Origin of the sequence: Sphingobium nicotianae, assembly GCF_018603885.1 — a bacterium.
In the GTDB taxonomy this organism is placed as follows: domain Bacteria; phylum Pseudomonadota; class Alphaproteobacteria; order Sphingomonadales; family Sphingomonadaceae; genus Sphingobium; species Sphingobium nicotianae.
On the sequence record NZ_JAHGAW010000002.1, the window covers coordinates 41,476 to 62,400 of the forward strand.

Consider the following 20,925-nt stretch of genomic DNA (forward strand, 5'->3'; position numbering starts at 1 on the left):
GCTTGCTTTAGCTGGCCGTAGGGAAACTTTTGTGGCGGCGGCGATTGTCCGGATGATAGGAAAAATCAGGGAGGGAGGCCAGTCATGGTGCGCGTCGTCGGCATCGATCATCTTGCCATCCGCGTCAGCGATCTCGCGCGCTCGAAGCGCTTCTACGACCATCTGCTCGGCTTCATGGGCTTCGAGCGCGAATGGGAGTTCGGCGAGGTGGTCGGCTGGAACAATTGGGAGACCATGTTCTGGATCACCCAGGCCGATCCCGAAGGGATGAAGCACCCGCATCATGAGGGCGGCATCGGCTATCATCATTACGCCTTCGAGCTCGGTGCCCGCGAGGAAGTGGATGCGCTGTACCGCTATCTTCTGACCCAGAATGTCGAGATCGTCGATCCGCCCGCAGCCTATCCGAGCTATGGCGAGGGCTACTACGCGGTCTTCTTCCGCGATCCCGACGGGCTCAAGCTGGAAGCGATGCATTTCGTCGAGAAGGAGAAAAGGCGCGCGCGGCTGAAGAAGGATCGGGAGGGGCAATAATTCCCTCTCCCGCAAGCCGGAGAGGGCGGGGCCCATCGCGAAGCGATGGGAGGGTGAGGGTCTTGTGGGCCTCGCGTTTTAAAGAAAGACCCTCATCCAACTTCGCCTAGCCGCCTCCGGCGTCAAGGCTCCGTATCCTTCTCCCGCTTGCGGGAGAAGGAGCTAGCGATCCGCCACGATCTCGATCTGCTTCAGCCCGATGCCGATGTTCGCCCGTGGCGTGTCCATCTCCGCCGACACCACCGGATAGGCGCAGAAGTCCGCCGCATAATGGCCGCTGGCGCGATGATTGCCGGAGAGGCCGATGCCGCCGACCGGGGCATTGGGCGCGACGGTGAAGGAGGGGCGGTTCCAGTTGACGATGCCGGCCTGGCTGTTCGACCAGAAGCGATCATATTGCTCCGGGCTGCCGCCGATCAAGGTCGCGCACAGGCCGTAGCGCGTGTTGTTGGCCTCGGCGATCGCCGCCTCGAAGCTCTCGACGCTGACGACCTGCAGCAGTGGGCCGAACAGCTCGACATCGGGTCGCTCGCGCATCGCCGTCACGTCGATGATCGCCGGCGTCACGAAGGGCAGGTCGCCCATCGGTCGCTGCATATGCTTGATCGGCCTGCCGCCATTGCTCATCAGATAGAGGAAGCTCTCGGTGAGACCGTCGGCCGTCTCCATGTCGATCACCGGCCCCATGAAGGGCGTGGGATCGGCGAAGGGGGCGTCGATGATCAGGCGATCGGCGAGCGCCTTGACCTCCTCGACCAGCGGATCGCGCAGCATATCGCGCACGATCAGGCGCCGTCCCGCGAGGCAATGCTGCCCGCTGGCGCTGAAGGCCGATTGCACGATCAGCGCCGCCGCGCCGGCAATGTCCGGCGTGTCCCAGGCGATGATCGGGTTGTTGCCGCCCATTTCCAGAGCCAGCAGCTTGCCCGGCTTTCCCGCGCTGCTGCGCGCGATGCCAAGGCCGGTGTGGGTGGCGCCAGTGAACAGCACGCCGCGCACCCGCTCGTCCGCGACCAGCGCCTTGCCGGCGTCCGCGCCGCCGATCACGCACTGGACGAGATCGTCGAGAATGCCCGCCTCGCGCATCAGTGACACCAGCATCTCGCCGGTCGCAGGCGCCTTTTCGGAAGGCTTGAAGACCACGCCGTTCCCGGCGAGCAGGGCAGGTACGATATGGTCGGCCGGAATGCGGACGGGCATGACGTGCGGGCCGATCACCGCCATGACGCCGTGCGGCTTGTGACGCAGCGCCATGCGGGCGCCGAGCGCGCCTTCCAGCCGGCGCTGGCCGGCGCGCTCGGAAAAGGCGCCGATCGCCCTGTCGATCCGCTCGACCAGCTCGATCACCTCGCTGCGGGCATGCCAGAGCGGCCGCCCCGTCTCGCGCGCGATCAGCTCGGCGAGGGAGTCTTCTGCCGCGCGTACCCCGTTCGCGAAACGCCGGATCGTCTCGATGCGGTAGGAGGAGGGCATCGCCGCCCAGGCCGGCTGGCAGCGCTCGACCAGCGCCACCTGCGCCGCGACATCGCTGGGCTGCGCTTCCCAGAGCAGCGCGCCCGTCGCCGGCTCGAAGGATTGGATGGGGTCGGACATGAGCCGTTTATGCGCGCCAATTGGTTGATAGCGGATTTACGGTGCGGTGGGATGCGGTGAAGTGACGCCGACCTTCTCCTCGCCCCGGAAGGGGGAGAGGATACGAAGCCTTGGCGCTGGAAGCGCCTAGGCGCAGTTGGAGAGGGGGCTGTGACGTCACGCCAATACCCCTCTCCAAGCTCCGCTAGCCTCCTTCGTCGGCAAGCTTCCCTATCCTCTCCCCTTTCAGGGGCGAGGAAAACCCGCGTGCGCCTCGCCCATCGCCCGCACCGCCGCCACCTTTTCCGCCAGCGGCGTCCAGTCGTCCCGCTCGGCGATCGCCGCCCAGATCGCCTCCACCTCGTCGATATGCATCGAGCAGGGCGCCTCGCCGCGCCAATAGGCGTGGTCGGTTGCGCCGGGCCGCAGGGTCAGCCCGTCAAGCGCAGCCCGTGACTTGTCCCAGGCCGCGCCTTCATAGTCGGCCGCATCATGATCCCCGCGCCGCCAGTCGAAGAAGAAGCGGTCGATCAGCACCTCGCTCCCCATCAGCGCCTCCACGGCCGCGACCACGAACGCCCGCGCCGCCGCCGGATCGTCCGCCGTGAAGCCGATGCGCCAAAGAAAGCGCGCGATCAGCCGCTCCTCATAGAGCGCGGGATAACGCCGCAATATCTCGATCAGCGCCTCGGTTTCCGCCATGTCCGTCAGCGACTGCGCCAGCTGCGCCAGGTTCCAGTGGATCGCCTCGGCTTGCCGCGCGAAGGCGTAGAGGCCGTTCTGGTCGAAATAGGCGGCGGTAAAGCCCGGCATCCATCGCGGCGTGAAGCGCCACGGCCCATAGTCGAAGCTCTCCGCGGTGATCGCGATATTGTCGCTGTTGAGCACGCCGTGCACGAATCCCGCCACCATGTAGCTCGCGGCGAGATCGGCGGCACGGGACATCACCGCCTCGAGCAGAGTCAGCGCCGGATTGTCGCCGGGCTCCAGCACCAGCAGATGCTTGAGCGAATAGGCCACCAGCCGCCGCGTCTCGTCGGCCAGGCCCAGCGTCGCCAGCCGCTGGAAACTGCCGATGCGGATGTGGCCGTGGCTCAGGCGCACCAGCACGGCCGAGCGCGTCGGCGAGGGCTCGTCGCCGCGCACCAGCTGCTCGCCGGTCTCGATCAGCGAGAAGGTCCGCGACGTCGTCACGCCCAGCGCCTCCAGCATCTCCGTCGCGAGGATCTCGCGCACGCCGCCCTTGAGCGTCAGGCGCCCGTCGGCCGTGCGGCTCCACGGCGTCAGGCCCGATCCCTTGGTGCCGAGGTCGAGCAGCCGTCCGCCGGCGTCCATGCTCTCGCGCAACTGCGCGAAGAGAAAGCCGCGCCCGTCTCCCAGGTCCGGATTATAGACGCGGAACTGATGGCCGTGATAGCGCAGCGCCAGCGGCTCCGGCTGGGCATCGGGCAGCGGCTCGAACCGTCCGTAATGCGCGATCCATGCCGCATCGTCGGATCCATCCAGCCCCACGCTCGCCGCCGCGCGGTCGTTGCGGAACCTCAGGATATGCGCCGGGAAGTCCGCCGGCTTCACCCGATCGGCGATGAAGTCGACGATTTCGTCGATCGCGCGTTCTGGGTGGTAATTATCTGTTGGCATTGCGTCGTCCATGGCCTGATATGGGCTTCAGGCGGGGAAAGGATCAAGCTTGGCGGGCTATGAGGACAAATATTGGTGGTCGCAGGATGGTCTGCGCCTCCATTATCGGGACTATCCCGGGCGCGATGACCGCCCGCCGATCCTCTGCCTCCCCGGCCTGACCCGCAACGCGCGCGATTTCGAGGCGGTGGCCGATCGGCTCGCCGGCGACTGGCGGATCATCTGCGTCGAGCTGCGCGGCAGGGGCGAGAGCGCCTATGCCAAGGATCCGATGAGCTACGTCCCGCTCGTCTATCTGCAGGATATCGGCGCGCTGCTGGAGGAACTGGCGGTGCCGAAGATCATCGGCTTTGGCACCTCGCTTGGCGGCATCATGCTGATGCTGATCGCGGCGACACGGCGCGGCTGTCTCGCCGGCGCCCTGCTCAACGACATCGGTCCGGACCTGGCGCCCGAGGGCCTCGCGCGCATCCAGAAGTTCGTCGGCACCGGCAGCGCGCAGCCGACCTGGGTCCATGCCGCGCGCGCCGTGGCCGAGCTGCAGGGGATGATCTATCCCAAATATCGCCTCGCCGACTGGCTGCGCTATGCCAAGCGGCTCTATCGGCTGACCAGCCAGGGCCGCATCGTGCTCGATTACGACCAGCGCATCGCCGAGCCGTTTCGCGTGCCGGGCGGCGCGGCCGGGGTCGATCTCTGGCCGGCCTACAAGGCGTTCGGCGACCTGCCGCTCACCCTGCTGCGCGGCGAATTGAGCGATCTGCTCGCACCCGAAACGGCGCGGGCGATGGAAGCCAGCCTGCCGCAGCTCGACCTCGTCACCGTGCCCGGCGTCGGGCATACGCCCACGCTGGAGGAGCCGGATTCGGTGGCGGCGATCGATCGCCTGCTTGCCCGGATCGAGGCGGTTCCAGGCGAGACCGCGCTGAGCGAGCCTGGTCGGATCGAGACCGGGCCGGGTCCCGGGCCATGAGCGCCAAGCGCTCGCGCCGGAAGGATGCGGAGGGCCCGCTTCGTATCCTCCAGCTCCACGGCACCTTCCTGCAAGGCGGCAAGGAAGCGCGCGTCGTGCGCCTGATGAACCATTGGGGCGAGCGCCTGAGCCACGATATATTGCTCGGCGATCCGGCCGCGACCGCCGCCGCGGCCGGCATCGACCCCGCTGTGTCCTATCGGTTCCTCGACGGTCCACGCCTCGGCGGTCCGCCCTCGTTCGCCAAGTTGCATGCCCTCGCGCGCCTCATGCGCCGCTACGATCTGGTGGTGAGCTTCAACTGGGGTGCGATGGACGGCGTCATGGCCCATCGCCTGTTCCGCCGGATCAAGGGTCTGCCGCCGCTGGTCCATCACGAGGACGGCTTCAACGCGGACGAAGCGGTGGCGCGCGACCCGGTTCGCAACCGTTATCGCCGCATCGCCCTGGCCGGGGCCCGGGCGCTGGTCGTGCCGTCCAACGAGCTGGCGCATATCGCGCAGAAGGAGTGGGGCCAGCGGCCGGAGAAGGTCCACCAGATTCCCAACGGCATCGACGTCGCCGCCTATGCCGGCCGCCGTCCGGCCAGCGCCATTCCCGGCCTGGAGCCGGACGGGCGCCTGATCGTGGGCACGCTTGCGGGGCTGCGCCCGGTCAAGAATCTCCGCCGGCTGGTGCGCGCCGTTGCCCCGCTCAAGGATCGCCTGCGCCTCGTCATCGTCGGCGATGGCGAGGAGCGTGAGGCGATCCTGGCCGAGGCCGCCTCGTTCGGCATGACCGACATCGTCATGCCCGGCTTCCTCCCGCGCCCGCAGGACTATGTCGGCGTTTTCGATATTTTCGCCTTGTCGTCGGACAGCGAGCAATTCCCCATCTCGCTGGTCGAGGCGATGGCGGCGGGGCTGCCGGTCGTCTCGACCAATGTCGGCGACGTCTCGGCGATGGTCGCGGCGAGCAACCGGCCGTTCGTGGTCGAGGCCGATGCACTGTCCGATTTCCGCGCCGGGCTCGAGAAGCTGGCCGCCGATGCCGATCTGCGCGCGCGGATCGGCGAGGCAAATCGCCGGCGCGCGCTGCAATGCTTCGACGAGAGCGTGATGTTCACGCTCTACGAGCGCCTCTATGCCAGCGTGATCGGCGTGGAACCGGCGGAGAGTTCCGCCGGAGAAGGCCGGTGACCGATTTTACGCGCCGTTCCGCCAAAATGCTGCTAAAGGGCGCAATTCGCGCCGACCCGGACGGCGGCGCGAAGGGGCGACTGAGGAGTGACAATTGTTCAAGGGCTTGAAGCCGATCGTCTATGGCGGTCGCGAGGTGTGGCCGATTATCGAAGGCGGCAAGGGCGTTGCGGTCTCGAATCACATGAGTTCAGGGGCCTGGGCCGCCGCCGGCGGTATCGGCACGGTCTCCGCGGTCAATGCCGACAGCTATGACGAGAACGGCAACCTCATTCCGCAGATCTACCATGGCCGCACCCGTGCGCTGCGCCATGAAGAGCTGATTGCTTACGCCATCGAGGGCGCCGTGCAGCAGGTCAAGAAGGCCTTCGAGATTGCCGGCGGCAAGGGCGCGATCAACATCAATGTGCTCTGGGAGATGGGCGGCGCGCAGCGTGTGCTGCAGGGCGTGCTGGAGCGCACCAGGGGCATGGTGGCGGGCGTCACTTGCGGCGCCGGCATGCCCTACAAGCTGAGCGAGATCGCTGCCGAGCACAACGTCAACTATCTCCCTATCGTCAGCTCCGGCCGCGCCTTCCGCGCGCTGTGGAAGCGCGCCTATCACAAGGCGGCGGAGTGGCTGGCGGCCGTGGTCTATGAGGATCCCTGGCTGGCCGGCGGCCATAACGGCCTGTCGAATGCCGAGGATCCGGCCAAGCCGGAAGATCCCTATCCCCGCGTCAAGGCGCTGCGCGACACGATGCGCGAGGGCGGCATCAGCGACGACGTGCCCATCGTGATGGCCGGCGGCGTCTGGCATCTGCGCGAATGGGATCACTGGATCGACAATCCCGAGCTCGGCGCGATCGCCTTCCAGTTCGGCACGCGCCCGCTGCTGACGCAGGAGAGCCCGATCCCGCAGGCGTGGAAGGAGAAGCTCACCACGCTCGACGAGGGCGACATCCTGCTCCACCGCTTCTCGCCGACCGGCTTCTATTCCTCTGCGATCCGCAACCCCTTCCTGCGCGATCTCGAGGCGCGCTCGGAGCGGCAGATCGCCTTCTCCATGGAGGAAGCGGGCGACCATACCCACCAGCTCGACGTCGGCGTCAAAGGCCGCAACTTCTGGGTGACGCGCAACGATCTGCTGCGCGCGCGCGAATGGGTGCTGCAGGGCTATACCAGCGCGCTCAAGACGCCGGACAATACGCTGGTCTTCGTCACCGACGAGGATCGCGCGATCATCCGCAAGGACCAGGCCGATTGCATGGGCTGCCTCTCCCATTGCGGCTTCTCGTCGTGGAAGGATCATGACGATTTCTCGACCGGCCGCCTCGCCGATCCGCGCAGCTTCTGTATCCAGAAGACGCTGCAGGACGCCGTGCATGCCGGCGACATGGACCGCAATCTCGTCTTCGCCGGTCATGCCGCCTACCGGTTCAAGCAGGATCCGTTCTATTCGAACGGTTTCGTGCCGACCGTGAAGCAGCTCGTCGACCGCATCCTGACCGGAGATTGAGCATGATGCGCGCGCCCGACATGCCCGGCCTCGCGATCCTGCGCTATCGGGCGGCTGACTATCAGGTCATCCGCCCCGGCCGCTTCGTCATCTGCGCGGTGAGCGGCGTCGAGATCCCCCTCAGCGAACTCGCTTACTGGAGCGAGGCGCGGCAGGAGGCCTATCGCAGCGCGGTCGAAGCGACCAGGGCGCTGGCCGGGGTCTGACGACGGCCTGATCAAAACTTCCGTTCGGTTCGAGCGGCCGTCGAGCGAAGTCGAGACGGCTGTCGAGAACGGCACCGCAGCGCCATCCTTCTCGACTACGGGTCTCGACAAGCTCGACCCTGCGCTCGAAGCGAACGGATTGCTTAAGGTGGAGGGGGGCGTCTTTCGCCAATCCGCGTTCCCCGAAAAGCCTGTCCTACAACCCGCGCGCCATGCCAGGACGGACAAGCTCTTTCTCATCCGTGAAATCACTTTTCTCGATCAGGCATCCCTCCAGGCGCCGCAATTCGGCAAATTCGGAGAAAAATAATTTCGGCGCCACCGTGACCTTCGTGACCTTCGTGACCTTCGGAAGATTGCTGCGCGGGATTGATCGACCCACTCGATCGATTCCGGCGCGGCGTTTCGCTCAAAACGCATAGTCCAGCTGCGCCCAGAACTTCCGGGTGTCGGCATCGCCCGTGAAGCTGGCGATCCCCTTGCGCCGATAGTCGGCATATTTGACGAGCGCGGTCAGGCGCTTGTCGAGCTTGAGTGAGAGCTGGGCATCATATTCGTCGCCATAATGGATCTTGTCACGGTCGCTGTCATAGCGGTGGACCGCGACGCTCGCGGCGAGCGGTCCCGTCTTGCCGAGCTTCGGCAGCGTGTAGGTGATGCCGGCATAATAATCCTGGAGGCCGGTCGCGGGCGTGGTCAGGAACTTGTCGGCCCAGCCGTTGAACTTGTGCAGGGTCGCGAACGGCGTCTGGAAGGCATAGCCGCCTGCGATGCCGGTCGCGCCCGCGTCCGATCCGAGCAGCTCGTAACCCGCGGTCAGCCTGATCTTGCTGACGTCCAGCCCCAGCTCGGCGGCGGCATAGTCGGCCGCGTAGCGCACCGGATTGTCGGTCGCGTCGGTCTGGCGCGCATAGCTTGCCGCATAGCTCAGCTTCACTGTCTTGCTGAACGGCCGGGCACCGGCGAAGCGCAGGCCGAATGTCTGGCTAGAGTTGCGCTGCAGGGCCACCACCGGTTCGTCCTCGTCGACCAGATAGGCGAAGCCGGTCAGCGTGCCGGCCTTGGTCGCATAGGCGACGGTCGCGAAGAGATTGCTGCCCTCGATCCGGGTCGGCCGGTTGGTCGCGCCGAACCTGCCGCCGTCAATGCCCCAGATCGTCTGCGCGGCGATCGCATAAGTGAAGTCGATCTTCAGGTTCCTGATGCCCATATATTCGATGCGGGCGGCGTCGAAGCTCTGCTCGTTCTGCCGCCAGCCGACCGCACCGACGAAGCGCTGGTCGTCCAGGTTGATGCGCTGCCGGCCGATCGTCACGACCAGCGGCTTGGTGCGGTACTGGATCTGGAGGCGGTTGAGCTCGACCGTCTCGGGGTCGGCGATGATCGGCAGGCTGGTCTTGCCGTTGACGCCGCTGTTGTAATGCTCGTCGAGCGCCAGCGTGCCCTCGCTCTCGGCGAGCAGAGCGAACGGCCCGCTCGACACCTCGCCGCCCGCGCGCAGGCGGATGGTCGTGGCGGTGGCGTCGTTGTCCTCGCTGATCGGCGCCGGGCCGTCCTGCTCCACCGTCTCGACGCGCAGCCGCGCCTCAACGATCGGCTTGAATAGGATGTCCTGGGCGATGGCCGGCGCGGCAAGCGCGATGACCGACGCACCCAGCGCCATGGAAATGATCCGCATACATACCCCTCTTCGCTCGGCGGGCGTGCGCGGCGACGACTCCGCGCGAGGCGCGGATCATCACCGCGAAAACCGCACTCCCGCGCCGTTTCGCCCGAAAAAGCCATAGAAAAAGCCGCCAAAACGAAGGTCCATCGGACCCGTCTGGGCGGCGTCGTTGCCAGGTTGGCTCCCGTTCGGGGAACCGGACCGGTCCTCACCGTCGTTGGGGAGGATCGATCATGCGGCCCACGCGCCTGTCGCTTGAGCCGAGGGGGAAGCTGTCATCGATCGGAGCGCCGCGCAAGCGAAATTTTTGCACTGCACCATTGTCGATCGACGCCTGCCTGATTCTCTCACTTGCCGTCGAGCGTCTTGGTCTCCTGATATTGCGTCGCCAGCGACGGGTCGCAGTCATAGGGGAAGACATATTCGCCGGGTTTCTTCTTCCACTGGATGAAGCGGGCGCCATTATTGTCGAGCACGTCCTTGTCCTCGAACCACTGCGTCGCCATCAGCGTCTTGCCGTCCGGCGTGAGCTTGTAGCGCTCGACCATATGGATCTTGTCGTCGTGATCGAGGCCGTTGTTGGTGATCGTCGCCGGCTCGAAATGGGTGGTGTCGATCACCAGCTCGTCGCCCTCCCAATGGCCGATCGAGTGGCCGGTCCTGCTGTGCGGCGCATCCTCGGGCGGATGCTTGCGCCCGTCCATGAACACGATGCGCACCTGATCGAAATACTCGTACTTGAAGACGATCAGTTCCTTGGTCTGGTAGAGCTCGAACGGGAATGGCCCCTGGATGGCGTAGATGAGCGACGGCGCTGCGCAGACGCGCGACAGGGTCATCTCGTCCTGGGGTTTCCACTGCTTCGCCTTCGCCAGCGCCTCCGGCTTGGGCTTGAGGCCGCCATACTCGCCGGTGGGGAACTCGGTGATGCCGGTGTCGGCGAGCACGACCGTATTGGGCGGCAGCTTGGCGATCATCGCGGGATCGCCGGCCTTGGGCGGGCCGGGCTCAAGCGTCCAGAAGCCGGAGAGATCGGGCGGATCGGCGAGGGCAGGGGAGGCGCACATCGCCAGAATCAGGATTGTCCGCCGTATCACGCGCATCTGCCTCTCCGGTTCCTGGCGGGCATTGTCAGCTATCCGTCTGGCCGAACTGCGCGCCGATCGCCTTGCCGCTGGCATCGAAGGCCTGCTTCAGCCGCAGATAGGGCTTGCCGTCGCGCGAGCTCCAGCCCTCGATGGTGATGACATCGCCCGGCTTGACGCTGGTCCGCGTCCAGCCGCGCCGCATCAGCACCACCGGCGCGTTGGTCTCCGCGCGCCACTTCTGCACCTTGCCGTCCGATCCCCGGACGTCGAGGCCGATCGTGCCGTGGGGATTGGTGAAGTGGAAATCGGTGACGGTGCCCTTGATCCTGATGAGCCGGTCAGGATCGAAGAAGGCTGCGAAGCTGTGATGTGCCCGCGCCGGTCCCGTGCACAACAGGGTCATCGCGCAGACGGCCAGGGCCGTTCGTCCGATCATGGCATCTCTCTCCTCGCCGCTCTGTCCTACAGCATGCGCGCCATGGCATGGAGAGTCGATGCTCATAATGGCTCCCCCTCCGTCAAGCGCCGCACCCGGTGGCACGGGGCGAAAGCGGGGACGCGCGGATTATTTTGAAAACGCCGTGACCTTCGTGACCTTCGCAAGAAATTACGCCGATCGATCGAATGTCTCGATCAGTGCGCGGATCGGACGAAGAGCCCCCGCGTCAGGCCAGCCCATCCGCGCGCAGCTTCAAGCCGGCGGTAAAGAGCGGCGTCGTCGCCTTCTCGAACTGACCGGGGGTCAGCTGGAAGAAGTGGCGAAACTCGCGATTGCGGTGGCTCTGGTCGAAATAGCGCAAGGCTGCGAGATGCTCCGCGCTCGGCTCGGAAAAGCCGCGCATCGCCTGCGCCATGTCCAGGAAGCGGCTGCGGCGCAGGACGACCTTGGGGCTGTGGCCGAAACTCGCATAGCAATGCCGCTCGAACTGGCGGACGGACAGGCCGACCTGCCGGGCGGCCTCAGCCACATGGATCGTGCTGTCGTTGCGCGCGATGTCCTCGAACCGGGCCATGGCGACGGAGGGCGGCGGTCCTCGCATCACGTCGAGCCGCTCGCGCAGGATTTCCTCAATCACCTTGACGATGCGGTCGTCGTCATTGGCGGCGGCGACCTCCCGGTAGAGGCGCTCGGCCAGTTCACCCCAGAATGTCTGCATGGGCGCGGCATTGTCGGCGATCGCGCGCGCCGGCTCGGCGAACAGCCCGGCCCAGCCGCACGGGCGGAAGGCCAGGCCCACGACCACGAACGGACCACGAACCCGCACGCGCCACGGAATGCCGTTTGGTCCCATGAGCAGGATCGGGCCGAACGTGGACCATTCGCCCGACGGCATTTCAGCGGCCCAGTCGCCCTGCAGGAGCACGCGCAGGATCGCGGTCTCGGAGAGCAGCTTGTCGATCAGGACGAAGTCGTGGGGCAGCTGTGCTTCGAAGACATAGTGGCGGCGAACATAAGCTGCGAGGTCTTCGGACGGCGCATAGCTGCGAGACAATAGCAAACCGCGTCACCCCCCGAACCCACCAAGGCGAACTGCTCTCTTTGCATCTGCCGGCCCAGGGAGCAAGCAGCAAAAGCGCGGAAAACAGCCGCGATCGGTCGATTCGACCCTAATCTTGCGTTAGTCGGTCGCGCCCCAGAGCGACTTGGCCGCGACATAGCCGCGCTTGCCGTCGACATCGAGCGAGCACCAGCCATTGGCGCACCCCGCCAGCCGGCCGACCACCCCGGGCTCGAGGCGGAAGAGCAGCCGGGCGTCCGGGGCAGGGCTCTCGCGCATTTCGGCGATGCCGCCCTTCACGATGCCGGTCGGTTCGTCCTTGAGCAGGCGCACATGCATCCAGCCCTGTGTGCCGTCCGGATCCTCGACCTTGCGCCAGTTGGAATAGACCTCGACGACCTTAACCGGCAGGTCGCGCCGCTGGTAGATCCAGCTCGCGGGGTAATCCATGCTGGGGCCGACCCGCATGCGGGCGTCGCCCTTGGCGAGTGAGGCCCAGTAGGGCACCGTCTTCCCTGATTGCGCGCCCGCATTGTTCGCCGTCGCGCCCGCGACCAGAAGCGCCGCTGTCAGGAGCGCCAGGCGCTGCATCATGTGTCGTACCCCGTTGATCTGCACGCAGCCGCTTGTGCCACGCCCTCCCCGCGCCTTCAACCGCGCGCCGCGTGCTATCCACAACAATTGCCGCTTGACCTTTACGCGCCGCTCCGGGCATTCGCGGGCCATGCCAAGGCGTCCCAGGCCAGCCCGCCCCCGTGTCCTCGTCACGCGGCGCCTTCCGCAGGCGGTCGAAACACGCATGGCAGAGCTGTTCGACGCCAGCTTCAATGCCGACGATCATCCGATGACCCGCGAAGAATTGCGCACGGCGATCCGCGATTGCGACGTCTTCGTGCCCACCGTCACCGATGACATCGACGCGACCTTGATCGATGAGGCGGGGGAGAGGCTGCAACTCATCGCCAATTATGGCGCGGGCGTGAACCATATCGCCCTCCAGGCGGCGCGGGCGAAGGACATCATCGTCACCAACACGCCCGGGGTGCTGACCGAAGACACGGCCGACATGACCATGGCGCTGATCGTCTCGGTGCCCCGGCGCCTCGCCGAGGGCGAGAAGCTGGTCCGCTCGGGCCATTGGGCCGGCTGGAGTCCGAGCAACATGCTCGGCCATCGCATCGGTGGCAAGGCGCTCGGCATCATCGGCATGGGGCGGATCGGCCAGGCCGTCGCCCGCCGCGCCCGAGCCTTCGGACTTTCCATCCACTATCACAACCGCCACCGCCTGCCCGAAGTGCTGGAGGCGCAACTCGCCGCGACCTGGCACGCCGACCTCGACGAGATGCTGGCGAAGATCGACATCCTGACGATCCACACGCCGCGCAATGCCGACAGCGAGAATCTGATAGACCGCCGCCGCATCGGCCTGCTGCGCCCCCATGTCTATCTGATCAATGCTTCGCGCGGCGGCATCGTCGACGAGGAAGCACTGGTCGAGGCGCTGGAGACGGGGAAGCTCGCCGGCGCCGGACTCGACGTCTGGCAATATGAGCCGCGGATCGATCCGCGGCTTCTCGCCTTGCCCAACGTCGTGATGACGCCGCACATGGGGTCGGCGACGTTCGAGGGGCGCATCGCGACCGGCGAGCGCGTCATTGCCAATATCCGCATCTGGGTCGGCGGAGACCGGCCGCCTGATCAGATATTGGAAGGCTGGGTGTAAGGAAAACAGAAAGCCGCACCGGTTAAGGACCGGACCAGAGCGGCGCTTCACGGGGAGCGAGGGGCAATGATGATGGTGATCAAGGCGGCGCGACGGATCGCCGCGGCGATGGTTCTGGGCGCGATGTCGGCGCCTGCCTTCGCGCAGGACGCCATGACCGACAGCGGCGACACCGCCTGGATCCTCACCGCCTCGGCGCTCGTCCTCATGATGACCCTGCCCGGCCTCGCCCTCTTCTATGCCGGGCTGGTCCGCGCGCGCAACGTGCTCTCGGTGTTCATGCACTGCTTCGCGATCGCCTCGATCGCCTCCATCCTCTGGGCAATCTGCGGCTACAGCCTCGCCTTCGGGCCCGGATCGCCCTTCCTGGGCGGCCTCGCCCATGTCGGCCTCGCCAATCTCGCGCAGGTGCGCGATGGCACCGCCATCTCCGAACCCACCTTCGCGCTGTTCCAGATGACCTTCGCGATCATCACGCCCGCCCTCATCGTCGGCGCCTTCGTCGAGCGGGTGCGGTTCGGCTGGCTGGTGCCGTTCATGCTGCTCTGGTCGCTGTTCGTCTATGTCCCGGCGGCACGCTGGGTCTGGGGCGGCGGCTGGCTGGCGCATCTCGGCACGCTCGACTATGCGGGCGGCATCGTCGTGCACACCACGGCGGGCGTTTCGGCACTGATCCTGGCGCTGCTGATCGGCAAGCGGCAGGGCTTCGGCCACACGCTCATCCTGCCCCACAGTCCGGCGCTGACGCTCATCGGCGCGGGCATGCTCTGGGTGGGTTGGTTCGGCTTCAACGGCGGTTCCGCGCTCAGCGCCTCGACGGACGCAGCGCTCGCCATCCTCAACACCCATCTGTCCGCCGCCACCGCCTCGCTATGCTGGATCGGCCTCGAGCGGATCAAGCTCGGCAAGCCGACGACGATCGGCCTCGCGACGGGCGCCGTCGCCGGACTCGCCACCATCACTCCCGCTGCTGGACAAGTCGGCGCGATGGGCGCGATCGTCCTCGGCCTTATCGCGGGCCTGGTCTGCTTCTATGCCGTCCAGCTGATCCGCAACCGCATCGGCATCGACGATTCGCTTGACGTTTTCGCGGTTCATGGCGTCGGCGGCATCATCGGCTCGATCCTGCTCGCCCCCCTGGCCATGACGAGCTTCGGCGGCGTCGGCTATGCCGAGGCCAACGGCATGATCACCCAGCTCATCGCGCAGATCGTCGGTGTCGGAGCGGTCGCCCTGTGGTCGGCGATCTGGACGGTGGTGCTGGCGCTGGTTGTTTCCCTGTTCCTGCCCATGCGGGTGAATGCCGATGCCGAGCGCGAGGGACTCGACCTCGCCAGTCACGCCGAGCGCGGCTGGGAACTCGACTGACATGGCGACGGCGCCTTCCACGACGGCGCCGGCGATGGCAGTCGCCATCTTCGCCCATAACGAGGCGCGGCGCATTGCCGCCTGCCTTGCCAGCCTGCCGCTCGACCGGGGCGACATCGCCTTCCATCTGCTGATCAACGGGTCGACCGACGGGACGGCGCGGATCGCCCGGGCGACGACGGCGCGGCACGGCAATCTCACGATCCATGAGCTGACCCTGGGCGGCAAGGCCCGGACCTGGAACCGCTTCGTCTACGACATATTGCCTGAGGCGATCCCCCCAACGGTCGTGTTCATGGATGGCGACGCCGAGATTGCGGCGGGCTCGTTGGATGCACTCGCGCAGGCGCTGATCGACCAGCCCCGCGCTCTCGCTATTGCCGGCCTGCCGCTCAACGGCCGCGGCCGCCTTGCCTATCAGGCGATGATCCGGCGCGAGGGCGGCCTGTTCGGCGATCTTTATGCGCTGCGTGGCAGCTTCCTCCAGCGGATCCGCGATGCGGGCTACCGTCTACCGCTGGACCTGATCGGCGATGACGGGCTGGTCGCGGCCTGGGCCGCGACGGACCTCTGCAAGGACGAGAATTGGGACCGGGGGCGCCTGGGCCATGCCGATGCCGCGGGTTTCCTCTGCGAGCCGGTGAGTCCGCACCATCCCAGTAGCTGGCGGCTGCAATTCAAGCGCATGATCGCTTATTCCGTGCGCCATTTTCAGGGCAGGATCATCAGCCATATCATGGGCGAGACCGGCCCCGCCGGCCTGCCCGAGCGGCTGAGCAGCCTGTATGCCGACTGGCTGCCACGGTTCCGGCCACGGCGAGGACCAGTCAACGCGCTGTTCGACCGGCTGGCGTTGGCCCGGATGCGCAGGGCGATGGAAGCGACCGGCAGCGCGTAGTTTTCTTGCGAAGTTCACGAAGGTCACGGCCTGGACAGAAAGACAAAAGGTCGAGATCGCGACGGTCCGAGGCCCGTGCTCGAAAAAAACGATGAACGACGCTGAGAAAGAACGCCCGTCGGTATGCGATGACGACGGCTCTGTAGGACAGCCTCTTTCTCAGTCCGACCCCGAGGCTAACGAGCGAGCCCCGCCGCGTCCCGCGCCAGCGCTTCCACCCTCGCTGGATCGAGCGGTCCTTTCGGAACCACCCAGCTTCCGCCGACGCAGCCGATGAAGGGCTGGGCGAGCCATTCGGGCGCGGTCTCCGTCGTGATTCCGCCGGTCGGGCAGAACCGGACCATGCCGAACGGCGCGGCCAGAGCCTTGAGAGCCGGCAGCCCGCCGCTGGTCGATGCCGGGAAGAACTTGAATCGATCGAGGCCGAGGTCGAGCCCGCGCATGATGTCGCCCGCCGTGGCGACGCCGGGCAGGAAGGCCGTCCCGCTGGCGATGGCTGCCTTGCCGAGCGGCTCGGTGAGGCCGGGGGAGACGATGAACTGCGCGCCGGCCGCCAGCGCCTCGTCGAGCATCCCGGGGTTGAGCACCGTGCCGGCGCCGACCACCGCGCCCGGCACCGTCGCCATGGCACGCATGACGTCGAGCGCGGCCGGTGTGCGCAGCGTCACCTCGAGCGCGCGCAGGCCACCGGCGACCAGCGCCTGCGCCAGCGGCACCGCGTCGTCCACATTCTCGACGACGAGCACCGGGATCACCGGCGCCAGCGCCATCACGTCGTCGACCGTCATCGTCATTATCTCGTCTCCCGATAGGCGGCCGCCGCGCCAAAAAGCCCGATGTTCGGATGGATCGCCATGCGGATCGGAATCGTCCGCATCAGCGCCTCATAGCGCCCCTTGGCGATGAAGCGGCTGTGGAAGCCGCTCTCCTCGACGAGGAAATCGCGCAGGCGGTGAATGAGGTCGCCGGCCAGGACGACGCCGTGCGGGCCGTGCGCCACAGCGAGATCGCCGGCCACCGAGCCCAGCGACAGGCAGAAGCGCTCCAGCGCGGTGCGGGCGAGCGCATTGCTGCCGTCGAGCGCCGCGGCCCAGAGATCGGCGTCGGACAACAGCTCGACCTTCTCGTGGGTGATGGTCGCCAGCGCCTTGTAGAGATTGTTGAGGCCGGGGCCGGCGCAGATGCGCTCGGTCGAGACGCGGCGATACTCGCGGCGGAGCTGATCGAGAATCTGGCTTTCGAGCCCGTCGAGGGGCGCGAAATCGGTGTGGCCGCCCTCGGTGGCGAGGATATGCGGCACACCCTCGTCGAAGGCGATGAGGGCAACGCCGAGCCCGGTGCCCGGCCCGAGCACGGTGACGCCACCATCATGCGGAAAGGGCGCGTCCGGGCCGAACAGCAGTTGCAGGCTGTCTTCCGGCAAGCGCGCGACGGCATGGGCGACCGCCTCGAAATCATTGACCAGCCGGACGTTGGCGAGGCCGAGATCCTGCGCCAGATGCGCCGGACGGATCGACCAGCTCGAATTGGTGAGCTTGATCGTCTCCTGCGCGATCGGCGCGGCGAAAGCGATCGAGGCGGCGTCGGGCAGGTCGCCGCCCCCCTTTGCCAGTTCGTCCGCCTTGAAATGCTGCCAGCAGGCGGCGAGGCTGGGATAATCGGCGACCTTGTACTTGCGGCCCTCACCGAGTGTGGGGACGCCGCTCGCATCGAGGGTCGCACGGGCGAAGCGGGCGTTGGTTCCGCCGATGTCGGCGGCGATGAGATCGGTCACGCCTCGGCGTCCATGGCCGCCAGGATGGGGGAGGCGCCTGCCTCCGCAAGGTCGCTGTGCTGGCGGAAGAGGGCGAACAGCTCGCGCCCCGTGTCGAACGGCGGCGGCGGCGCGAGGGCCTGCTCGCGCGCGTCCCAGTCCGCGGGATCGACCAGCGCTTCGAGTGTGCCCGTCACTGCGCAGACGCGCACGAGATCGCCGTCGCGCAGCTTGCCGATCGGGCCGCCGCCCAGCGCTTCCGGGGAGAGGTGGATGGCGGCGGGCACCTTGCCGCTCGCGCCGGACATGCGGCCGTCCGTCACCAGAGCGACCTTGAAGCCCTTGTCCTGCAGCACGCCGAGCGGCGGGGTCAGCTTGTGCAACTCGGGCATGCCGTTGGCGCGCGGACCCTGGAAGCGGACCACGACGATGACGTCGCGATCGAGTTCGCCGGCCTTGAACGCGGCCATGACCTGATCCTGGTCCGAGAAGACGCGCGCGGGCGCCTCGATCGTATGACGAGACGCATCGACGGCGCTGGTCTTCATGATGCAGCGGCCGAGATTGCCGGCGAGCAGGGTCATGCCGCCGTCCGGGCTGAACGGGTTGGAGACGGGACGCAGGATGGCGTCGTCGCCGGGCGCGGTCGGCGGCTCGTCCCACATCAGCGCATCGTTCTCCAGTCGCGGCATGCGGCCATAATCGATGAGGTCAGCGCGCGCGACGGTCAGGACATCCCGGTGGAGCAGGCCGTTGCCCAGCAGCTCGGTGATGATCCACGCCATGCCGCCGGCTGCATGAAAGGCGTTCACGTCGTCCGCGCCGTTGGGATAGACACGCGCCAGCAGCGGCACGACGCGGGACAGCTCGGCAAGATCGGTCCAGTCGATGATGATTCCCGCCGCGCGGGCGATGGCGGGCAGGTGGATCGCGTGATTGGTGGAGCCGCCCGTCGCGAGCAGGCCGACGGCGGCGTTGACGATGGCTTTCTCATCGACGCAATGGCCCAAGGGGCGATAATCGTCGCCGTCCCAGCCGATGGCGGCGACGCGATGCACCGCCGCGCGGGTCAACTCGCTGCGCAGCTTGGTGCCCGGATTGACGAACGCCGCGCCCGGCATGTGCAGGCCCATCACTTCCATCATCATCTGGTTGGTGTTGGCCGTGCCGTAGAAGGTGCAGGTGCCCGCGCCATGATAGGATGCGCTTTCGCTCTCCAGCAGCTCCTCGCGCCCGACCTTGCCCTGCGCATAGAGCTGGCGGATGCGCTGCTTCTCCTTGTTGGCGAGGCCCGAGGGCATCGGGCCGGAGGGCACGAAGATGGTCGGCAGGTGCCCGAAGCGCAGCGCGCCCATCAACAGGCCGGGCACGATCTTGTCGCAGATGCCGAGCATCAGCGCACCCTCGAACATGGCATGGCTGAGCGCGACGGCGGTGGAGAGCGCGATCGTGTCGCGCGAGAAGAGCGAGAGCTCCATGCCCGCCAGCCCTTGCGTGACGCCATCGCACATGGCCGGCACGCCGCCGGCGACCTGCGCCGTCGCGCCGACCTCGCGCGCGGCGAGCTTGATCGCCTCGGGATAGCGGCCATAGGGCTGATGGGCCGAGAGCATGTCGTTGTAAGCGGTGACGATGCCGATGTTCATCGCCGCGCCGGTGCGGATCACCGGCTTGTCCTCGCCGCTCGCCGCGAAGCCATGGGCGAGATTGCCGCAGGCGAGATTCTGCCGGTTGGTGCCCGCGTCGCGCCCGCGCTCGATCAGGTCGAGATAGCGGCGGCGGCCCGCCGCGCTGCGCAGGGCGATGCGCTGCGTGACCTTGGCGATCATGGGGTGCAGCTCAGTCATACCAGCTCGCCCCGTCCCGCTCGATGAGTGCGATGCCGGCGGACGGGCCCCAGGTGCCGGCGGCATATTGCACGACCTTCTGGCCGCTTGCCCGCCAGCCGGCCGCGATGCTGTCGATCCAGGTCCATTGCGCCTCGACCTCGTCGCGGCGGACGAACAGGGTCGTGTCGCCCTCGATCAGGTCGAGCAGCAGCCGCTCATAGGCGATGCGGCGCCGCTCGCCCTCGAAGGCATGGGCGAGGCTGACGTCCAGCCCGACTTCCTGCAGCTTGACGCCGTCGCGATCCAGTCCCGGCTGCTTGGCCATGATGCACAGGCGGATATTCTCGTCCGGCTGCAGGCGGATGATGAGCTGGTTGGGCTCCAGCGGCTTGTGATAGCCGTTGCGGCGGAAGATGCTGTGGGTCACCGGCTTGAACTGGATCAGGATCTCCGACTGGCGATTGGGCATCGCCTTGCCGGTGCGCAGATAGAAAGGCACGCCGGTCCAGCGCCAATTGTCGAGATGAGCCTTCAGCGCCACGAAGGTCTCGGTGTCGGACGGCTTGCCCAGCTCCTCGGCATAGCCGGCGACCAGCTTGCCCTTGACCGCGCCGTCGCGATACTGGCCGCGCACGCTGTGGGTGTGGACCGTGTCCGCGTTCATCGGCCGCAGCGAGCGCAGCGCCTTCACCTTCTCGTCGCGCACGGACGTCGAATCCATCCTGGCCGGCGGCTCCATCGCGATGATCGAGAGGATCTGCAGCATGTGGTTCTGCACCATGTCCTTCAGCGCGCCGACGCCGTCATAATAAGAGACGCGGCCCTCCAGGCCGACCGTCTCGGCGACGGTGATCTGCACATGGTCGATCGCGCTGGAGTTCCACAGCGGCTCGAACAGCCGGTTGCCGAACCGCAGCGCCATCAGGTTCTGCACCGTCTCCTTGCCGAGATAATGATCGACCCGGAAAATCTGTTCCTCGTGGAAGAGGGCGCCGACCGCATCATTCACCTCCCTGGACGAGGCGAGGTCCTTGCCGATCGGCTTCTCCATCGCGATGCGCGTGGTCGGCGCGACGAGACCCGCCTTAGCGAGGCCTTCCGCGGTGGGCGCGAACAACGAAGGGGGCGTGGAGAGATAGACCGCGACCGGGCCGTCGCCGAGCGCCTTGGCGCGCTCGGCGAGCGCGGCGAACTGCGCGTCATCGCCCGCCGCGACCGGGCAGTAGATCACCGTATCGAGGAAGGCGGCGACCCTGGCGTCGTCGAACAACTCGGCCGCCGCATAGGTCTTAAGCGCCTCGGCGATGGTCGCGCGGAACGCCGCATCGTCCATCTCCGTCCGGCCCGACGCGAGGATGTGAAAGGGCCTGGGCAGCAGCCCGTCGCATTGAAGATGATAAAGCGAGGGAAACACCATCCGATGCGCAAGGTCACCCGTGGCTCCGAACAGGATCAGCGTCGCGGATTTGTCGGGCAAGGGCCGGCCCTTTCAATGCTGA

20 protein-coding genes are annotated in these 20,925 nt (G+C 66.9%); 8 read left to right on the forward strand and 12 right to left on the reverse strand.

Features of this window, described 5'->3' with window-relative positions; genetic code table 11:
* Nucleotides 1–84 precede the first annotated feature (84 nt).
* Nucleotides 85–534: a VOC family protein gene (locus KK488_RS03055; protein ID WP_214621671.1), complete on the forward strand. Its 450-nt coding sequence runs from the start codon at nucleotides 85–87 to the stop codon at nucleotides 532–534.
* 162 nt (nucleotides 535–696) lie between these two features.
* Here the strand turns inward: KK488_RS03055 and KK488_RS03060 are convergent, their stop codons facing one another.
* Together KK488_RS03060 and KK488_RS03065 are read right to left on the reverse strand one after the other, a co-directional pair.
* Nucleotides 697–2,127: a succinylglutamate-semialdehyde dehydrogenase gene (locus tag KK488_RS03060; RefSeq protein ID WP_214621672.1), complete on the reverse strand. Its 1,431-nt coding sequence runs from the start codon at nucleotides 2,125–2,127 to the stop codon at nucleotides 697–699.
* Nucleotides 2,128–2,352: 225 nt separating this feature from the next.
* Nucleotides 2,353–3,759, reverse strand: coding sequence for a protein adenylyltransferase SelO family protein (locus KK488_RS03065; RefSeq protein WP_214621673.1), 1,407 nt, complete (start codon nucleotides 3,757–3,759; stop codon nucleotides 2,353–2,355).
* Between the two features lie 37 nt (nucleotides 3,760–3,796).
* Between KK488_RS03065 and KK488_RS03070 the strand changes: the two genes are divergently transcribed.
* From KK488_RS03070 to KK488_RS03085, 4 genes are all read left to right on the forward strand, one after another.
* The gene (locus tag KK488_RS03070) at nucleotides 3,797–4,720 is read left to right on the forward strand and encodes an alpha/beta fold hydrolase (protein ID WP_214621674.1); all 924 of its coding nucleotides are present in this window, start codon (nucleotides 3,797–3,799) and stop codon (nucleotides 4,718–4,720) included.
* A complete protein-coding gene (locus KK488_RS03075; RefSeq protein ID WP_214621675.1) occupies nucleotides 4,717–5,898 on the forward strand; it encodes a glycosyltransferase family 4 protein in 1,182 nt (393 codons plus the stop codon). The genes KK488_RS03070 and KK488_RS03075 overlap by 4 nt, the downstream gene beginning before the upstream one ends.
* A 94-nt stretch (nucleotides 5,899–5,992) precedes the next feature.
* Complete coding sequence (locus KK488_RS03080) at nucleotides 5,993–7,396, forward strand: NAD(P)H-dependent flavin oxidoreductase (RefSeq protein ID WP_214621676.1); 1,404 nt, start codon at nucleotides 5,993–5,995, stop codon at nucleotides 7,394–7,396.
* Nucleotides 7,397–7,398: 2 nt separating this feature from the next.
* Nucleotides 7,399–7,602, forward strand: a complete 204-nt coding sequence (locus KK488_RS03085; RefSeq protein ID WP_250890033.1) for a DUF2093 domain-containing protein — start codon at nucleotides 7,399–7,401, stop codon at nucleotides 7,600–7,602.
* Nucleotides 7,603–7,798: 196 nt separating this feature from the next.
* Here the strand turns inward: KK488_RS03085 and KK488_RS03090 are convergent, their stop codons facing one another.
* The 6 genes from KK488_RS03090 to KK488_RS03115 all read right to left on the reverse strand — a co-directional run bounded on the left by KK488_RS03090 (nucleotide 7,799) and on the right by KK488_RS03115 (nucleotide 12,446).
* Entirely contained in the window at nucleotides 7,799–7,984 is a 186-nt protein-coding gene (locus KK488_RS03090; protein WP_214621677.1) for a hypothetical protein, read from the reverse strand.
* Nucleotides 7,985–8,011: 27 nt separating this feature from the next.
* Nucleotides 8,012–9,280: an alginate export family protein gene (locus tag KK488_RS03095; RefSeq protein WP_214621678.1), complete on the reverse strand. Its 1,269-nt coding sequence runs from the start codon at nucleotides 9,278–9,280 to the stop codon at nucleotides 8,012–8,014.
* A 335-nt stretch (nucleotides 9,281–9,615) separates the two neighbouring features.
* On the reverse strand, nucleotides 9,616–10,371 hold the full coding sequence (locus KK488_RS03100; protein ID WP_214621679.1) for a hypothetical protein: 756 nt from the start codon (nucleotides 10,369–10,371) through the stop codon (nucleotides 9,616–9,618).
* A 28-nt stretch (nucleotides 10,372–10,399) separates the two neighbouring features.
* The gene (locus KK488_RS03105; protein WP_214621680.1) at nucleotides 10,400–10,792 is read right to left on the reverse strand and encodes a DUF6152 family protein; all 393 of its coding nucleotides are present in this window, start codon (nucleotides 10,790–10,792) and stop codon (nucleotides 10,400–10,402) included.
* A gap of 229 nt (nucleotides 10,793–11,021) precedes the next feature.
* Entirely contained in the window at nucleotides 11,022–11,849 is an 828-nt protein-coding gene (locus KK488_RS03110) for a helix-turn-helix domain-containing protein (protein ID WP_214621681.1), read from the reverse strand.
* A 126-nt stretch (nucleotides 11,850–11,975) separates the two neighbouring features.
* Nucleotides 11,976–12,446, reverse strand: a complete 471-nt coding sequence (locus tag KK488_RS03115) for an SH3 domain-containing protein (RefSeq protein WP_214621934.1) — start codon at nucleotides 12,444–12,446, stop codon at nucleotides 11,976–11,978.
* A 133-nt stretch (nucleotides 12,447–12,579) separates the two neighbouring features.
* On the opposite strand from KK488_RS03115, the gene KK488_RS03120 reads away from it, so the two are divergent.
* From KK488_RS03120 to KK488_RS03130, 3 genes are all read left to right on the forward strand, one after another.
* Nucleotides 12,580–13,578, forward strand: a complete 999-nt coding sequence (locus KK488_RS03120; RefSeq protein WP_214621682.1) for a 2-hydroxyacid dehydrogenase — start codon at nucleotides 12,580–12,582, stop codon at nucleotides 13,576–13,578.
* A gap of 66 nt (nucleotides 13,579–13,644) precedes the next feature.
* The gene (locus KK488_RS03125) at nucleotides 13,645–14,946 is read left to right on the forward strand and encodes an ammonium transporter (protein WP_250890035.1); all 1,302 of its coding nucleotides are present in this window, start codon (nucleotides 13,645–13,647) and stop codon (nucleotides 14,944–14,946) included.
* A gap of 1 nt (nucleotide 14,947) precedes the next feature.
* Nucleotides 14,948–15,844: a glycosyltransferase gene (locus KK488_RS03130; protein WP_250890036.1), complete on the forward strand. Its 897-nt coding sequence runs from the start codon at nucleotides 14,948–14,950 to the stop codon at nucleotides 15,842–15,844.
* Nucleotides 15,845–16,020: 176 nt separating this feature from the next.
* On the opposite strand, the gene eda is transcribed toward KK488_RS03130, so the two are convergent.
* Genes eda through zwf form a run of 4 tightly spaced genes read right to left on the reverse strand, consistent with a single transcriptional unit; the run spans nucleotide 16,021 to nucleotide 20,903 of the window.
* Nucleotides 16,021–16,638, reverse strand: coding sequence for a bifunctional 4-hydroxy-2-oxoglutarate aldolase/2-dehydro-3-deoxy-phosphogluconate aldolase (eda, locus tag KK488_RS03135; protein WP_214621683.1), 618 nt, complete (start codon nucleotides 16,636–16,638; stop codon nucleotides 16,021–16,023).
* On the reverse strand, nucleotides 16,638–17,618 hold the full coding sequence (glk, locus tag KK488_RS03140) for a glucokinase (protein ID WP_214621684.1): 981 nt from the start codon (nucleotides 17,616–17,618) through the stop codon (nucleotides 16,638–16,640). The genes eda and glk overlap by 1 nt, the downstream gene beginning before the upstream one ends.
* Complete coding sequence (edd, locus tag KK488_RS03145) at nucleotides 17,615–19,444, reverse strand: phosphogluconate dehydratase (protein ID WP_214621685.1); 1,830 nt, start codon at nucleotides 19,442–19,444, stop codon at nucleotides 17,615–17,617. The genes glk and edd overlap by 4 nt, the downstream gene beginning before the upstream one ends.
* On the reverse strand, nucleotides 19,437–20,903 hold the full coding sequence (gene zwf, locus KK488_RS03150; protein ID WP_214621686.1) for a glucose-6-phosphate dehydrogenase: 1,467 nt from the start codon (nucleotides 20,901–20,903) through the stop codon (nucleotides 19,437–19,439). The genes edd and zwf overlap by 8 nt, the downstream gene beginning before the upstream one ends.
* Between the last annotated feature and the right edge of the window lie 22 nt (nucleotides 20,904–20,925).

What these genes read in the sequence shown, in the direction of transcription:
- KK488_RS03055 (WP_214621671.1), top strand. Translation starts at nt 85, where the DNA reads ATGGTGCGCGTCGTCGGCATCGATCATCTTGCCATCCGCGTCAGCGAT.
- KK488_RS03060 (WP_214621672.1), bottom strand. Translation starts at nt 2,127, where the DNA reads ATGTCCGACCCCATCCAATCCTTCGAGCCGGCGACGGGCGCGCTGCTC.
- KK488_RS03065 (WP_214621673.1), bottom strand. Translation starts at nt 3,759, where the DNA reads ATGGACGACGCAATGCCAACAGATAATTACCACCCAGAACGCGCGATC.
- KK488_RS03075 (WP_214621675.1), top strand. Translation starts at nt 4,717, where the DNA reads ATGAGCGCCAAGCGCTCGCGCCGGAAGGATGCGGAGGGCCCGCTTCGT.
- KK488_RS03085 (WP_250890033.1), top strand. Translation starts at nt 7,399, where the DNA reads ATGATGCGCGCGCCCGACATGCCCGGCCTCGCGATCCTGCGCTATCGG.
- KK488_RS03095 (WP_214621678.1), bottom strand. Translation starts at nt 9,280, where the DNA reads ATGCGGATCATTTCCATGGCGCTGGGTGCGTCGGTCATCGCGCTTGCC.
- KK488_RS03100 (WP_214621679.1), bottom strand. Translation starts at nt 10,371, where the DNA reads ATGCGCGTGATACGGCGGACAATCCTGATTCTGGCGATGTGCGCCTCC.
- KK488_RS03105 (WP_214621680.1), bottom strand. Translation starts at nt 10,792, where the DNA reads ATGATCGGACGAACGGCCCTGGCCGTCTGCGCGATGACCCTGTTGTGC.
- KK488_RS03115 (WP_214621934.1), bottom strand. Translation starts at nt 12,446, where the DNA reads ATGCAGCGCCTGGCGCTCCTGACAGCGGCGCTTCTGGTCGCGGGCGCG.
- KK488_RS03120 (WP_214621682.1), top strand. Translation starts at nt 12,580, where the DNA reads ATGCCAAGGCGTCCCAGGCCAGCCCGCCCCCGTGTCCTCGTCACGCGG.
- KK488_RS03125 (WP_250890035.1), top strand. Translation starts at nt 13,645, where the DNA reads ATGATGATGGTGATCAAGGCGGCGCGACGGATCGCCGCGGCGATGGTT.
- KK488_RS03130 (WP_250890036.1), top strand. Translation starts at nt 14,948, where the DNA reads ATGGCGACGGCGCCTTCCACGACGGCGCCGGCGATGGCAGTCGCCATC.
- eda (WP_214621683.1), bottom strand. Translation starts at nt 16,638, where the DNA reads ATGACGATGACGGTCGACGACGTGATGGCGCTGGCGCCGGTGATCCCG.
- edd (WP_214621685.1), bottom strand. Translation starts at nt 19,444, where the DNA reads ATGACTGAGCTGCACCCCATGATCGCCAAGGTCACGCAGCGCATCGCC.